The 13,497-nt window shown below is 62.6% G+C and carries 15 protein-coding genes; 10 read left to right on the plus strand and 5 right to left on the minus strand.

The window, feature by feature from the left end:
• The first annotated feature begins 17 nt into the window (after positions 1-17).
• The gene (locus tag ACYCAX_RS09355) at positions 18-1,358 is read left to right on the plus strand and encodes a tryptophan--tRNA ligase (RefSeq protein ID WP_460247854.1); all 1,341 of its coding nucleotides are present in this window, start codon (positions 18-20) and stop codon (positions 1,356-1,358) included.
• A 94-nt stretch (positions 1,359-1,452) separates the two neighbouring features.
• Positions 1,453-2,547, plus strand: coding sequence for a cell division protein ZapE (gene zapE / locus ACYCAX_RS09360; RefSeq protein ID WP_015475852.1), 1,095 nt, complete (start codon positions 1,453-1,455; stop codon positions 2,545-2,547).
• Positions 2,548-2,696: 149 nt separating this feature from the next.
• Here the strand turns inward: zapE and ACYCAX_RS09365 are convergent, their stop codons facing one another.
• Complete coding sequence (locus tag ACYCAX_RS09365; RefSeq protein ID WP_294974810.1) at positions 2,697-3,659, minus strand: hypothetical protein; 963 nt, start codon at positions 3,657-3,659, stop codon at positions 2,697-2,699.
• 102 nt (positions 3,660-3,761) lie between these two features.
• Entirely contained in the window at positions 3,762-4,661 is a 900-nt protein-coding gene (locus tag ACYCAX_RS09370; RefSeq protein WP_294974822.1) for a GlxA family transcriptional regulator, read from the minus strand.
• A 280-nt stretch (positions 4,662-4,941) separates the two neighbouring features.
• Here ACYCAX_RS09370 and ACYCAX_RS09375 point away from each other — a divergent pair, with 280 nt between their 5' ends.
• Complete coding sequence (locus tag ACYCAX_RS09375; RefSeq protein ID WP_177324579.1) at positions 4,942-6,087, plus strand: acyl-CoA dehydrogenase family protein; 1,146 nt, start codon at positions 4,942-4,944, stop codon at positions 6,085-6,087.
• Between the two features lie 98 nt (positions 6,088-6,185).
• Here ACYCAX_RS09375 and ACYCAX_RS09380 read toward each other — a convergent pair whose 3' ends face one another.
• Positions 6,186-7,223: an NADP(H)-dependent aldo-keto reductase gene (locus tag ACYCAX_RS09380; RefSeq protein WP_460247855.1), complete on the minus strand. Its 1,038-nt coding sequence runs from the start codon at positions 7,221-7,223 to the stop codon at positions 6,186-6,188.
• Between the two features lie 246 nt (positions 7,224-7,469).
• Between ACYCAX_RS09380 and rplM the strand changes: the two genes are divergently transcribed.
• The 7 genes from rplM to ACYCAX_RS09415 all read left to right on the plus strand — a co-directional run bounded on the left by rplM (position 7,470) and on the right by ACYCAX_RS09415 (position 12,264).
• Positions 7,470-7,898 (plus strand): 50S ribosomal protein L13, encoded by a 429-nt coding sequence (gene rplM, locus ACYCAX_RS09385; RefSeq protein ID WP_015475857.1) that lies wholly within the window; start codon positions 7,470-7,472, stop codon positions 7,896-7,898.
• A gap of 14 nt (positions 7,899-7,912) precedes the next feature.
• Complete coding sequence (rpsI, locus tag ACYCAX_RS09390; protein ID WP_015475858.1) at positions 7,913-8,305, plus strand: 30S ribosomal protein S9; 393 nt, start codon at positions 7,913-7,915, stop codon at positions 8,303-8,305.
• Positions 8,306-8,553: 248 nt separating this feature from the next.
• Positions 8,554-9,144 (plus strand): ubiquinol-cytochrome c reductase iron-sulfur subunit, encoded by a 591-nt coding sequence (petA, locus tag ACYCAX_RS09395; RefSeq protein WP_015475859.1) that lies wholly within the window; start codon positions 8,554-8,556, stop codon positions 9,142-9,144.
• On the plus strand, positions 9,144-10,355 hold the full coding sequence (locus ACYCAX_RS09400; protein WP_015475860.1) for a cytochrome b: 1,212 nt from the start codon (positions 9,144-9,146) through the stop codon (positions 10,353-10,355). The genes petA and ACYCAX_RS09400 overlap by 1 nt, the downstream gene beginning before the upstream one ends.
• Entirely contained in the window at positions 10,355-11,137 is a 783-nt protein-coding gene (locus ACYCAX_RS09405) for a cytochrome c1 (protein WP_015475861.1), read from the plus strand. Before ACYCAX_RS09400 ends, ACYCAX_RS09405 begins: the two co-directional genes overlap by 1 nt.
• Before the next feature lie 93 nt (positions 11,138-11,230).
• Positions 11,231-11,848 (plus strand): glutathione S-transferase N-terminal domain-containing protein, encoded by a 618-nt coding sequence (locus ACYCAX_RS09410; protein ID WP_294971282.1) that lies wholly within the window; start codon positions 11,231-11,233, stop codon positions 11,846-11,848.
• A gap of 11 nt (positions 11,849-11,859) precedes the next feature.
• Positions 11,860-12,264 (plus strand): ClpXP protease specificity-enhancing factor, encoded by a 405-nt coding sequence (locus ACYCAX_RS09415; RefSeq protein WP_294971285.1) that lies wholly within the window; start codon positions 11,860-11,862, stop codon positions 12,262-12,264.
• A gap of 52 nt (positions 12,265-12,316) precedes the next feature.
• Here the strand turns inward: ACYCAX_RS09415 and ACYCAX_RS09420 are convergent, their stop codons facing one another.
• Both ACYCAX_RS09420 and ACYCAX_RS09425 read right to left on the minus strand, forming a co-directional pair.
• Complete coding sequence (locus ACYCAX_RS09420; protein ID WP_015475864.1) at positions 12,317-12,895, minus strand: BON domain-containing protein; 579 nt, start codon at positions 12,893-12,895, stop codon at positions 12,317-12,319.
• Positions 12,892-13,485: a phosphoheptose isomerase gene (locus ACYCAX_RS09425; RefSeq protein ID WP_017518113.1), complete on the minus strand. Its 594-nt coding sequence runs from the start codon at positions 13,483-13,485 to the stop codon at positions 12,892-12,894. Before ACYCAX_RS09425 ends, ACYCAX_RS09420 begins: the two co-directional genes overlap by 4 nt.
• Between the last annotated feature and the right edge of the window lie 12 nt (positions 13,486-13,497).

Consider the following 13,497-nt stretch of genomic DNA (forward strand, 5'->3'; position numbering starts at 1 on the left):
TTGATTCCTGGATTCCCATGACGACCCGTATCCTGACCGGCATCACCACCACCGGTACTCCGCACCTGGGCAACTACGCCGGCGCCATCCGCCCGGCCATCGTTGCCAGCCGCGATCCGCAGGCAGATTCCTTCTACTTCCTGGCCGACTACCACGCGCTGATCAAGTGCGATGACCCGGCGCGCATCCAGCGTTCGCGCCTGGAGATCGCCGCCACCTGGCTGGCCTGCGGCCTGGATGCTGACAAGGCGACCTTCTATCGGCAGTCCGACATTCCCGAAATCCCGGAACTGACCTGGCTGCTCACCTGCGTCAGCGCCAAGGGCCTGCTCAACCGCGCCCACGCCTACAAGGCCTCGGTGGACAAGAACGTCGAGGCCGGCGAAGACCCGGACGCCGGCGTCACCATGGGCCTGTACAGCTACCCGGTGCTGATGGCCGCGGACATCCTGATGTTCAACGCGCACAAGGTGCCGGTCGGCCGCGACCAGATCCAGCACGTGGAAATGGCCCGCGACATCGGCCAGCGCTTCAACCACCTGTTCGGCAACGGCAAGGAACTGTTCACCCTGCCCGAGGTGGTGATCGAGGAAGACGTGGCGACCCTGCCGGGCCTGGACGGACGCAAGATGTCCAAGAGCTACGACAACACCATCCCGCTGTTCGGCAGCGCCAAGCAGCTCAAGGACGCCGTGGCACGCATCGTCACCGACTCCCGCGCGCCGGGCGAGCCGAAGGACCCGGACAATTCGCACCTGTTCACCCTGTACCAGGCCTTCTCCACCCACGAGCAGGAGGCGGCGTTCCGCGCCGAGTTGCTCGGTGGCCTGGCCTGGGGCGAAGCCAAGCAGCGCCTGTTCGAATTGCTCGACAACGAGCTGGGCGAAGCCCGCGAGCGCTACCATGCGCTGATCACCCGTCCGGCCGATCTGGAGGACATCCTCCTGGCCGGTGCCGCCAAGGCTCGTCGCATCGCCACCCCGTTCCTCGGCGAGCTGCGCGAGGCCGTTGGCCTGCGTTCGTTCCGCGAGCAGGTGCAGGTGGCCAGCGAAGGCAAGAAGAAGGCCGCCAAGGCCGCGCGCTTCGTCAGCTTCCGCGAGGATGACGGCTTCCGTTTCCGCCTGCTGGACGCTGCCGGCGAGCAACTGCTGCTGTCCATCGCCTTCTCCGATGGCAAGGCCGCCGGTCAGGTGACCAAGCGCCTGCAGTCCGAGGAGCTGGACCTGCACGCCGAGCTGAACGCCTTCAGCGTGCGCCTGGATGGCGAAGCCGTGGCGTACAGCCCGGAGTTCTCCACCGACACGGAACGCGACGCCGCCATGCAGCGTCTGCGCGAGGCGCTCGCTCCGCAGGAGTGAGGGTTGGCAGGCCGGTCCGACTACCGGCCAATTGCCAAGCAACGGGGGCGCCGCTACAGTGTGCGCCCCCGTTTTCGTTACCTTGCTACCGATCATGACGCCTCTTCAGCGCTACCAGGAAGACCTGAAACGCCCCGATTTTTTCCACGACGCCGCACAAGCGAACGCCGTGAAGCACCTGCAACGCCTCTACGACGACCTGATCGCTGCGGATAAAGGCAAGTCCGGACTGTTCGGCAAGCTGCTGGGCAAGAAGTCCCAGGAGCCGGTGAAGGGCCTGTACTTCTGGGGCGGCGTCGGCCGCGGCAAGACCTACCTGGTGGACACCTTCTTCGAAGCGCTGCCCTTCAAGCAGAAGATGCGCACGCACTTCCACCGCTTCATGAAGCGCGTCCACGAGGAAATGAAGACCCTCAAGGGCGAGAAGAACCCGCTGACCATCATCGGCAAGCGTTTCGCCGACGAGGCCCGGGTGATCTGCTTCGACGAATTCTTCGTCTCCGACATCACCGACGCGATGATCCTTGCGACCCTGCTGGAGGAGCTGTTCAAGAACGGCGTCAGCCTGGTGGCGACCTCCAACATCGTGCCGGACGGCCTGTACAAGGACGGCCTGCAGCGTGCCCGCTTCCTGCCGGCCATTGCGCTGGTCAAGCAGCACACCGAAGTGGTCAACGTCGACAGCGGCGTGGATTACCGCCTGCGCGCCCTGGAACAGGCCGAGCTGTACCACTGGCCGCTGTCCGAACAGGCCGAGCAGGCCATGAGCCGCGACTTCAAGGCGCTGACTCCGGACTGCGCCGCGGCGACCCGCGACGACGCGCTGATGATCGAGAACCGCGAGATCCGCGCACGCATCACCTGCGATGACGTGGCCTGGTTCGAATTCCGCGAGCTGTGCGACGGTCCGCGCAGCCAGAACGACTACATCGAGCTGGCGAAGATCTTCCACGCGATCCTGATTTCCAACGTCGAGCAGATGAACGTGGCCAAGGACGACATGGCCCGCCGCTTCATCAACCTGGTGGACGAGTTCTACGACCGCAACGTCAAGCTGATCCTCTCCGCCGAGGTGGAGCTCAAGGACCTGTACACCGGTGGCCGCCTGGAGTTCGAATTCCAGCGCACCCTGAGCCGTCTGCTGGAAATGCAGTCCCACGAATACCTGAGCCGCCCGCACCGTCCCTGAGAGAGCGATGAACGAAAAAGGCTGCCCGAGGGCAGCCTTTTTGTTTTTCAGCTCTTCGTAGGAGCGAGCTTGCTCGCGAACATTTCACCGGCAGCTCAGGTGCTGGGCGATTCGCGAGCAAGCTCGCTCCTACAAGACGGCCTTAACGATCAGTGCTGCGCTATCTCCTGCTGCGCCTTCTTCAGCAACTGCTGGGCATGGGCGACCTCCAGCGCTTCCATCGCGGTGATCGGCTGGATCGCCGTAGCCTTCTTCAACTGTTCCAGCGCCTTCTGCTCCTCGTCCTCGCCGTACACGTAGTTCAGCGCGTTGGCGTATTCATAGTGGCCGATCGGCAGATCGCTGGCGGCGCGGAAGGAACGAGCGAAGTACTGCTCCATCTTGTCCGCACTGACCCCGTAGGTCATCTTGCCGACCAGCTTGCCGACCTTGCGGATCACACCGGCCTCATAGCCGCCGTAGAGCGCCAGGGCGAAGGGTTGGTTGGGCTGCTGGGCCAGCAGGGCGTCCAGCTCCTTGGGAATGTCGCCGGTGTAGCCGCGCTTGAGTACCACCGGCACCGGCAGGTCCTCGGCCAGGCGTGCCTTGGCATAGGCGCGGCCGAACTGGGCGATGGGGTCGGCGTTGAGCAGCGGTCCGGCGGCGTCGGTGTAGCTGATCACTTCTTCGAGCAGGCGCTGTTTTTCCTCCTGGGTCGGCGCGAGGAACAGGGCGTAAAGGGTCTGGGCGAACATCGCCGGTACCTGGCCGCCGACGCCCAGCGCCAGACCGTCTTTCTTGGCCTGGGCGAAGTCGCCGCGGAATACCTTGCGCCACACGTCCTGCAGTCTTTCGGCATAGACCTGTGCTTCCTCCGGCTTGCCGCTGAAGCCGGTACCGGCGACGACGGTCTTCTCCAGGGTGTCGGGGTGCCGGGTGGCCATAGTCACGACCCAGTCGGCGTCGGGGTAGGGGTAGTTGCCGAAGCCGCGAGTCAGCTTCGGCCAGGCGGCGCGTAGCTTGTCGCCGCTGTAGTCGAAGGCGCTCTGGTCGTAGGGGAAGGGTTTCCAGGTGTCGTCCGCCACAGCGGTCAGGCTGAAGGCGGCCAGCAGGGCAAGCAGAAAGCGGCGCATGGCGATATCCCGTGGTTCTTGTTGTCAGGGCGGCCCGTGAAGGCGTCAGGTGATCATAGGGCGCGTCCTGAGGGCGGGAACCCATCCTAGGGATGGCGTGTTTCAGGCTTCCTTCCGCTCGTACTGGCGGCGGTAGTGGTTCGGCGACAACCCGGTGTGCTGGCGGAACAGCCGGGCGAAGAAGCTGGCGTCGTCGTAGCCGACTTCGTAGCTGATGGTCTTGATGCTCTTGCGGGTGGTCGACAGCAGGTTGCGCGCGGTCTCGATGCGCAGGCGCTGCAGGTAGTGCAGTGGCTTGTCGCCCGTGGCCGCCTGGAAGCGCCGCATGAAGTTGCGAATGCTCATGCCGTGGTCGCGGGCCACATCCTCGAAGCGGAACTTGTCGCAGAAGTGTTCTTCGAGCCAGTGCTGGATCTGCAGGATGGCCGGGTCGTGGTGCAGCTTCTGTCCGCCGAAGCCGAGGCGGCCTGGCGTGTAGCTGCGCTGTACTTCGTAAAGGATGTCGCGGGCCACACCCTGGGCCACGGCGGCGCCGCAGAAGTGTTCGATCAGGTAGATGTACAGGTCGCGGACCGAGGTCAGGCCGCCGGCGCTGTAGATGTTGTCGGCGTCGGCGATGTGCTTTTCCTGGTTGAGCAGCACCTTCGGATAGCGCTCGGAAAATTCGCGGAAGAAGCGCCAGTAGGTGGTCGCTTCCTTGCCGTCGAGCAGGCCGGCTTCGGCCAGCCAGAACACGCCGGACACCTCGCCGCAGAGCACGCTGCCGGCGGCGTGGCGCTCGCGCAGCCAGGGCAGTACCTCGGGGTAATGGCTCAGCAGTTCGTCGAAGTCTCCCCAGAAGGCGGGGAGGATCACCAGTTCCGGATCGTCGAGTGCGCCCTGCACCGGCAGCGTATCGCCACTGAAGCTGGTCACCGGCTTGCCGTCCGGGCTGATGATGCGGGTCTGGAAGCCGGGTTGCAGGCCCAGGCCCTGTTGGCGGCCGTGGCGCAGGCTGGCCATGTGGAAGAAGTCCTTGGCCTGCATCAGGGTGGAGCCGAAGACGCCGTGGGTGGCGAGGATGCTGACGCGGCGCAGCACGCTGGAAGCTGGGGTGGGCATCGATTCTTGTGCTTCTTATGGATGTCTTGGCATGACGCTAAAGCGGTCATGATGCGGCTGGATCGTCTTATTTTTTGGCGAAAGTGTCCAGTGCAGAGCGGTTCGTGCTGGCCTACAGTCGGCCTTCCTACAATTCCTACAATTCCTACAATTCCTACAATTCCTATAATCCAATCCGCAGGTGCACCGCATGATTCCAAGAACCCTGTTCAGTTCCGACCATGAACTGTTCCGTGACAGCGTCCGCAAGTTCCTCGAACAGGAGGCGGTGCCGTACCACGCCCAGTGGGAAAAGGATGGGCATATCGACCGACAGCTGTGGAACAAGGCTGGTGAGGCGGGAATGCTCTGCTCGCACCTGCCCGAGGCCTACGGTGGCATGGCGGCGGACTTCCTCTACAGCGCCGTGGTGATCGAGGAGATCGGCCGCCTGGGGCTGACCGGCATCGGTTTCTCCCTGCATTCGGACATCGTCGCGCCCTACATCCTCCACTACGGCAGCGAAGAGCTGAAGCAGCGCTACCTGCCCAAGCTGATCTCCGGCGAGATGGTCTCGGCCATCGCCATGACCGAGCCGGGCGCCGGCTCCGACCTGCAAGGCGTGAAGACCACCGCCGTGCTGGATGGCGACGAATACGTGATCAATGGCTCGAAGACCTTCATCACCAACGGCTGGCTGGCCGACCTGGTGATCGTGGTCGCCAAGACCGATCCCAAGGCCGGGGCCAAGGGTACCAGCCTGTTCCTGGTGGAAGCGGGTACGCCGGGCTTCTCCAAGGGCAAGCGTCTGGAAAAGGTCGGCATGAAGGCGCAGGACACCTCCGAGCTGTTCTTCCAGGACGTGCGCATTCCCAAGGCGAACCTGCTGGGGCAGGAAGGGCAGGGCTTCATCTACCTGATGCAGGAGCTGCCCCAGGAGCGCCTGACCGTGGCCCTCGGCGCCCTGGCCTCGGCCGAAGCGGCGCTGAAATGGACGCTGGACTACACCCGTGAGCGCAAGGCCTTCGGCAAGTCCGTGGCGGACTTCCAGAATACGCGCTTCAAGCTGGCGGAAATTGCCACGGAAGTTCAGGTGGGCCGGGTCTTCGTCGACCGCTGCCTGGAGCAGCACCTGGAAGGCAAGCTGGACGTCCCCACCGCGGCGATGGCCAAGTACTGGACCACCGACCTGCAGTGCAAGGTGCTCGACGAGTGCGTGCAGTTGCACGGCGGCTACGGCTACATGTGGGAGTATCCGATCGCTCGTGCGTGGGCCGATGCGCGTGTGCAGCGCATCTATGCCGGCACCAACGAGATCATGAAGGAAATCATCGCCCGCGCGCTGTAATAAGCGGGCAGCCTTGTAGGAGCGAGCTTGCTCGCGAACCGCCCGGCTCCGGGGTTGCCGGGGAAATGTTCGCGAGCAAGCTCGCTCCTGCGAAAGGCTCAAGGCGCCGGGTTCGGCTGCTCCTTGTGGATCGCCTCGATACCGGCCAGCACCTCGTCGGAGAGCTTCAGCTCGAAGCTGCCGAGGTTGGCCTCCAGTTGTTCGAGGCTGGTGGCGCCGATGATGTTGCTGGTCACGAACGGCTGGCGACTGACAAAGGCCAAGGCCATCTGCGCCGGGGCCAGGCCGTGCTCGCGGGCCAGGGCGACGTAGCGGTCGCAGGCCGCCTCGCTCTGCGGATTGGTGTAGCGGGTGAAGCGGCTGAACAGGGTGATCCGCGCGTTCGCTGGCCGGGCGCCGCCGAAGTATTTGCCCGAAAGCATGCCGAAGGCCATCGGCGAGTAGGCCAGCAGGCCGCACTGTTCTCGGATCGCGATTTCCGCCAGGCCGACTTCGAAACTGCGGTTGAGCAGGTTGTAAGGGTTCTGGATCGACACGGCGCGCGGCCAGCCGCGCTCCTGGGCGATCTGCAGGAAACGCATGGTGCCCCAGGGCGTCTCGTTGGACAGGCCGACGTGGCGGATCTTGCCGGCGCGAACCTGCTCGTCGAGCACTTCCAGGGTGTCTTCCAGCGCCGTGAAGCTTTCTTCCTTGTGCTGGTAGCCCAGTTGGCCGAAGAAGTTGGTGCTGCGCTCGGGCCAGTGCAACTGGTAGAGGTCGATCCAGTCGGTCTGCAGGCGCTTGAGGCTGCCGTCCAGCGCTTCGACGATGTTCTTGCGGTCATGCCGGGGCTGGCCGCCACGGATATGGCCGATGGAATTGCCGGGGCCGGCAATCTTGCTGGCGAGCACCCAATCGGCGCGATCGCCGCGCCGGGCGAACCAGTTGCCGATGATCTGCTCGGTGCGGGTGTAGGTTTCCGCACGCGGCGGCACCGGGTACATCTCGGCAGTATCGATGAAATTCAGCCCGGCGGCCTTGGCCCGCTCGATCTGGGCGAAAGCCTCGTCCTGCGTGTTCTGCTCGCCCCAGGTCATGGTTCCCAGGCAGAGGGTGCTGACTTTCAGTTCGGTGCGGCCGAGCGGGCGGTACTCCATGCGGGTCTCCTCATGAAAACAAGTGCGCAAAGCGGTTGAAAATTCTGCCGGAATCTGCATAATTCCGCAGCCTTTCATCGGTGGGGGATGCCAAAGCCTGCCGATCGATACATCTAGTCGTTACGGACGCACACCGACCCGAGCCCCAATTCGTGTCTGTCTTCGGCTGTCCTTGACTTGTCAAGGCAACCACTGTCCAGTAAGATTCGCCGTCTTATTTTCAGGCGGCCCCTGAGGCTATAACGAATGAAAACTTATACCGCGAAACCAGAAACTGTTAAGCGCGACTGGTTCGTCGTCGACGCTGCTGGCCTGACCCTGGGTCGTCTGGCTACCGAGATTGCTACCCGCCTGCGCGGCAAGCACAAGCCGGAATACACCCCGCACGTTGACACCGGCGACTACATCGTCGTCATCAACGCCGAGCAGGTTCGTGTCACTGGCGCCAAAGCTACCGACAAGATGTACTACCATCACTCGGGCTTCCCGGGCGGTATCAAGTCGATCAACTTCGAGAAGCTGATCGCCAAGGCTCCTGAGCGTGTTATCGAGACTGCCGTCAAAGGCATGCTGCCGAAGAACCCGCTGGGCCGCGACATGTACCGCAAGCTGAAAGTGTACAAGGGTGCCAACCACCCGCACACCGCTCAGCAGCCTCAAGAACTGAAGATTTAACGGGATAGCTCATTATGTCGGCGACTCAAAATTACGGCACTGGCCGTCGTAAGACCGCTACCGCTCGCGTCTTCCTGCGTCCGGGTACTGGCAAGATCTCCATCAACAACCGCAGCATCGAGCAGTTCTTCGGTCGTGAGACCGCTCGCATGGTTGTCCGTCAGCCGCTCGAGCTGACCGAGAACACCGAGAAGTTCGATATCTACGTGACCGTCGTTGGCGGTGGCGTAAGCGGCCAGGCCGGTGCGATCCGTCATGGTATCACCCGCGCTCTGATCGAGTACGACGAGACCCTGCGCAGCTCGCTGCGTAAGGCCGGCTACGTCACTCGCGATGCTCGCGAAGTTGAGCGTAAGAAAGTCGGTCTGCGTAAGGCGCGTAAGCGTCCGCAGTACTCCAAGCGTTAATACGACGCTTCGAAAAAACGCCCAGATCCTTTGGACTGGGCGTTTTTTTATGTCTCTAATTTATTCGTGCGGCAAGGTGTCGCATCCGTGCGAGCCCCGTCCCGCAAGGGTTTCGCTAACTTCGTATCTGGCTATTACCTTGTCAGCACAAGGGGTTTTCTTTACCATTTGGCGAATTTTTTGCGCGGCTCGAATTTTTACTTAAAAGCCTGATTTGAACAGGCTTGAAGCTGATGGGAGACGACTGAATGAGTAATGACGGCGTGAATGCAGGCCGGCGTCGCTTCCTTGTCGCGGCCACTTCGGTGGTTGGTGCGGCAGGAGCGGTCGGAGCTGCGGTCCCGTTCGTGGGGTCATGGTTCCCCAGTGCCAAGGCGAAGGCCGCTGGCGCGCCGGTGAAGGTCAACGTAGGGAAGATCGAGCCGGGCCAGCAGGTCGTGGCCGAGTGGCGTGGCAAGCCGGTGTTCCTGGTGCATCGCACCAAGGAAATGCTCGACGCGCTGCCGACCCTCGAAGGGCAACTGGCCGACCCCGAGTCGAAGGCTTCGGAGCAGCCGGCGTACGTCGATCCCAAGCTGCGTTCGATCAAGCCTGAGCTGGCCGTGATCGTCGGTATCTGCACCCACCTGGGCTGCTCGCCGACCTTCCGCCCGGAAGTCGCTCCCGCAGACCTCGGTCCGGACTGGAAGGGTGGCTACTTCTGCCCTTGCCACGGCTCCCATTACGACCTCGCCGGCCGCGTTTACAAGGGACAGCCCGCGCCCCTGAACCTGCCGATTCCGCCCTATACGCTGGATGGTGATGAGCTGACCATCGGTGTGGACCAGGAGAAAGCCTGATGAACAAGTTCATGGCTTGGGTCGATGCCCGCTTCCCCGCGACCAAGATGTGGGAAGACCATCTGAGCAAGTACTACGCCCCGAAGAACTTCAACTTCTGGTACTTCTTCGGCTCCCTCGCACTGCTGGTCCTGGTCAACCAGATCCTCACCGGTATCTGGCTGACCATGAGCTTCACCCCGTCGGCGGAAGAAGCGTTCGCGTCCGTCGAGTACATCATGCGAGATGTAGATTACGGCTGGATTATCCGCTACATGCACTCCACCGGTGCATCGGCGTTCTTCGTGGTCGTCTACCTGCACATGTTCCGTGGCCTGCTGTACGGCTCCTACCAGAAGCCGCGCGAGCTGGTGTGGATCTTCGGCATGCTGATCTACCTCGCCCTGATGGCCGAGGCCTTCATGGGCTACCTGCTGCCCTGGGGCCAGATGTCCTACTGGGGTGCCCAGGTGATCATCTCGCTGTTCGGCGCCATCCCGGTGATCGGCGAAGACCTGTCCCAGTGGATCCGTGGTGACTTCCTGATCTCCGGCATCACCCTGAACCGCTTCTTCGCCCTGCACGTGATCGCCCTGCCGATCGTCCTGCTCGGCCTGGTCGTGCTGCACATCCTGGCGCTGCACGAAGTCGGCTCGAACAACCCCGACGGCGTGGACATCAAGAAGAAGAAGGACGAGAACGGCATCCCGCTGGACGGCATCCCGTTCCACCCGTACTACACCGTGAAAGACATCGTCGGTGTCGTGGTCTTCCTGTTCGTCTTCTGCACCGTGATCTTCTTCTTCCCGGAAATGGGCGGATTCTTCCTCGAGAAGCCCAACTTCGAGATGGCGAACCAGTTCAAGACCCCGGATCACATCGCCCCGGTTTGGTACTTCACGCCGTTCTACGCCATCCTGCGCGCCGTTCCGGACAAGCTGATGGGTGTCATCGCCATGGGCGCGGCCATCGCCGTGCTGTTCGTGCTGCCGTGGCTGGACCGTAGCCCGGTTCGCTCGATCCGCTACAAGGGCTGGCTGAGCAAGATCTGGCTGGTGATCTTCGCGGTATCCTTCGTGATCCTCGGCTACTACGGCTCGCAAGCGCCGTCGCCGCTGGGCACCACGCTGTCCCGCCTGTGCACCATTCTGTATTTCGCCTTCTTCATCCTGATGCCGTTCTACACCCGGATGGAGAAAACCAAACCGGTTCCGGAAAGGGTGACTGGCTGATGAAAAAGCAATTCGCTGCATTTGTTCTGGCTCTGCTGCCTGTCTTCGGCTTTGCCGCCGGAGGTCATGGCCCGGCCCTGGATCACGTCGATATCGACCTGACCGACAAGGCCGCCATGCAGGATGGCGCGCGTACTTTCGCCAACTACTGCATGGGCTGCCACAGCGCCAAGTTCCAGCGTTATGAGCGGGTAGGCCGTGATCTGGGTATCCCGGAAGAGCTGATGATGAGCCACCTGGTGTTCACCGGCGCGAAGATCGGTGACCACATGGACATCGGCATGAAGCCTGCTGACGCCAAGGTATGGTTCGGTGCTGCTCCGCCGGACCTGACCCTGGTGGCCCGTGTTCGCGGCACCGACTGGCTGTACACCTACCTGCGTTCGTTCTACGAAGATCCCAAGCGTCCGTGGGGCGTGAACAACACCATCTTCCCGAACGTCGGTATGCCGAACGTGCTGGCGAGCCTGCAGGGCCGCCAGGTCATTGGCTGCAAGCAGATCCAGGTCGTCGAGGATGGCAAGAAGCAGTACGATCCTCTGACCGGTACTCCGCTGACCCACGAGGCCTGCGATCAACTGACCATCGTTCCGAAGACCGGTCAGCTGAACGAAGCTCAGTTCGACGAAAAGGTGAAGAACCTGGTGACCTTCCTGGCTTATTCGGCTGACCCGAACAAGCTGGAGTCCCACCGCATCGGCACCTACGTCCTGCTGTTCCTGGCCTTCTTCTTCGTGTTCGCCTACCTGCTCAAGCGCGAATACTGGAAGGACGTGCACTAAGCACCGCCAGTCGTAGTAACAAGCGCGCGCCCTACGGGGCGCGCGTGCGTTTTTCTACCTCCCACAAGAAGATCCTGCGAGGAGGCGCGCGGCATGGCCGCAATCAACAAGCTCACCTGCTTCTCCGACCCTTCCTGCCACTACAGCCATCGCGTGCGCCTGGTGCTGGCCGAGAAGAGCGTCGTCGCCGACATCATCGACGTACCCGCCGGCAGCATCCCGGCCAAGCTCGCCGAAGTGAACCCCTATGGCAGCCTGCCGACGCTGGTGGATCGCGATCTCGCCCTCTACGAGTCGACGGTGGTCATGGAGTACCTCGACGAGCGTTATCCCCATCCGCCGTTGCTGCCCGTCTATCCGGTGGCGCGTGCCAACAGCCGGTTGCTGATACACCGCATCCAGCGCGACTGGTGTGCCCTGGTGGACCGCATCCTCGATTCACGCCGGAAGGACGCCGAGCGCGCCTTGGCGAGAAAGGAATTGCGTGAGAGCCTGACGGGGGTATCTCCGCTGTTCGCCGACAAACCGTTCTTCCTCAGTGAGGATCTGAGTCTGGTGGATTGCTGCCTGTTGCCGATCCTCTGGCGATTGCCGGTCCTGGGCATCGAGCTGCCGCGCCCGGCCAAGCCGCTGCTGGATTACATGGAGCGACAGTTTGCGCGGGAAACTTTCCGTGCGAGCCTGTCCTCTATCGAACGTGATATGCGCTAAGGAGCCTGATGATGAACTCCAGTCGTCCCTACCTCGTACGAGCCCTCTATGAGTGGATCGTCGACAACGGCTGCACCCCGCATATCCTGGTGAACTCCGAGTATCCGGGCGTGCGGGTGCCGTCGGGCTATGCCAGCGATGGTCAGATCGTGCTCAACGTCTCGCCCACCGCGGTGCGCCACCTGCAGATGGATAACGAGGCGGTCAGCTTCGAAGGTCGTTTCGGTGGTGTTGCCCAGGGCCTGTACATTCCGTCCCAGGCCGTGATGGCCATTTACGCGCGGGAGAACGGCCAAGGCATGGTCTTCGACCTGGAACCGCCGGTGCCCACCGATGACGAGGATCTGCCCGATGACGGCCCCTCCGACGAGCCGCCACGCCCCAGTGGCCGACCGAGTCTCAAGGTGGTGAAGTAATAAAAAGGTGACCCGAGGGTCGCCTTTTTCATGCCTGCAATATATCGCTCGATCAGTCGATGTACTCGAACAGGCGGACGATCTTCTGCACGCCGTCCACGCCCTGGACCACCTGGGTGGCCAGGTCGCCTTCCTTGCGGGTGACCAGGCCCAGCATGTAGACGATGCCGTTCTCGGTCAGGACCTTGATGCGGGTGGAGGGCACGTTCGCGTCAGCGAGCATCTGGCTCTTGATCTTGGTGGTCAGCCAGGTGTCGTTGCTGCGGGCGGCCAGGGAGGAGGGCTGCAGGATCTGCAGCTCGTTGTGCACGGTCTTGACCTTCTGCACTTCCCGGGCGGCCTGTTCGGCCTTGTTCTTCAGGTCGGCACGTGGGGTCTGGCCGGCCAGCAGTACCACGCCGTTGTAGCTGATCACCACGACGTGGGAATTGCGGTCGAGGTCCGGATCGGCTTTGGCGACGTTCACCTCCACCTTGGTTTCGATCAGCGAGTCGTCGATCTTGCTGCCAAGGGTGCGGGTACCCTTGTCATCGTCGATCGGCTTGTCGCGGGTGGCGCTGACGAAGCTGCTGCAGCCACCCAGTGCCATGGTCACGGCCAGTGCGGCTGCGATCAGAGGGGTACGGGTCATTCTTCACTCCCGAATAGTTGACGGTCGATGAGGTCGCACAGGCAATGGATGACCAGCAGGTGGACTTCCTGGATGCGTGCGGTGACCTTGGCCGGGACGCGGATTTCCACGTCTTCGGGCAGCAGTAACGATGCCATGTTGCCGCCGTCGCGGCCGGTCAGAGCTACGACAACCATTTCGCGATCATGTGCGGCCTGGATCGCCTGAATGACGTTCGCCGAGTTGCCGCTGGTGGAAATCGCCAGCAGTACGTCGCCCGGTTGGCCCAGTGCGCGAATCTGTTTGGAGAAGACTTCGTTGTAGCTGTAGTCGTTGGCGATCGAAGTGATGGTGGAGCTGTCGGTGGTCAGGGCGACCGCCGGCAGGCTCGGGCGCTCGCGCTCGAAGCGATTCAGCAGCTCGGAGGAGAAGTGCTGGGCGTCTCCGGCAGAGCCGCCGTTGCCGCAGGAGAGAATCTTGCCTTCGTTCAGCAGGGCATTGACCATGACCATGCTGGCCTGCTCGATATGCGGGATGAGCACCTCGGTGGCCTGTTGCTTGGTCTCGATGCTGGCATGGAAGAGCTGGCGGATACGGGATTGCATGTCCATCAGGTGTGACCT

The organism is Pseudomonas sp. MT3, from assembly GCF_054720805.1.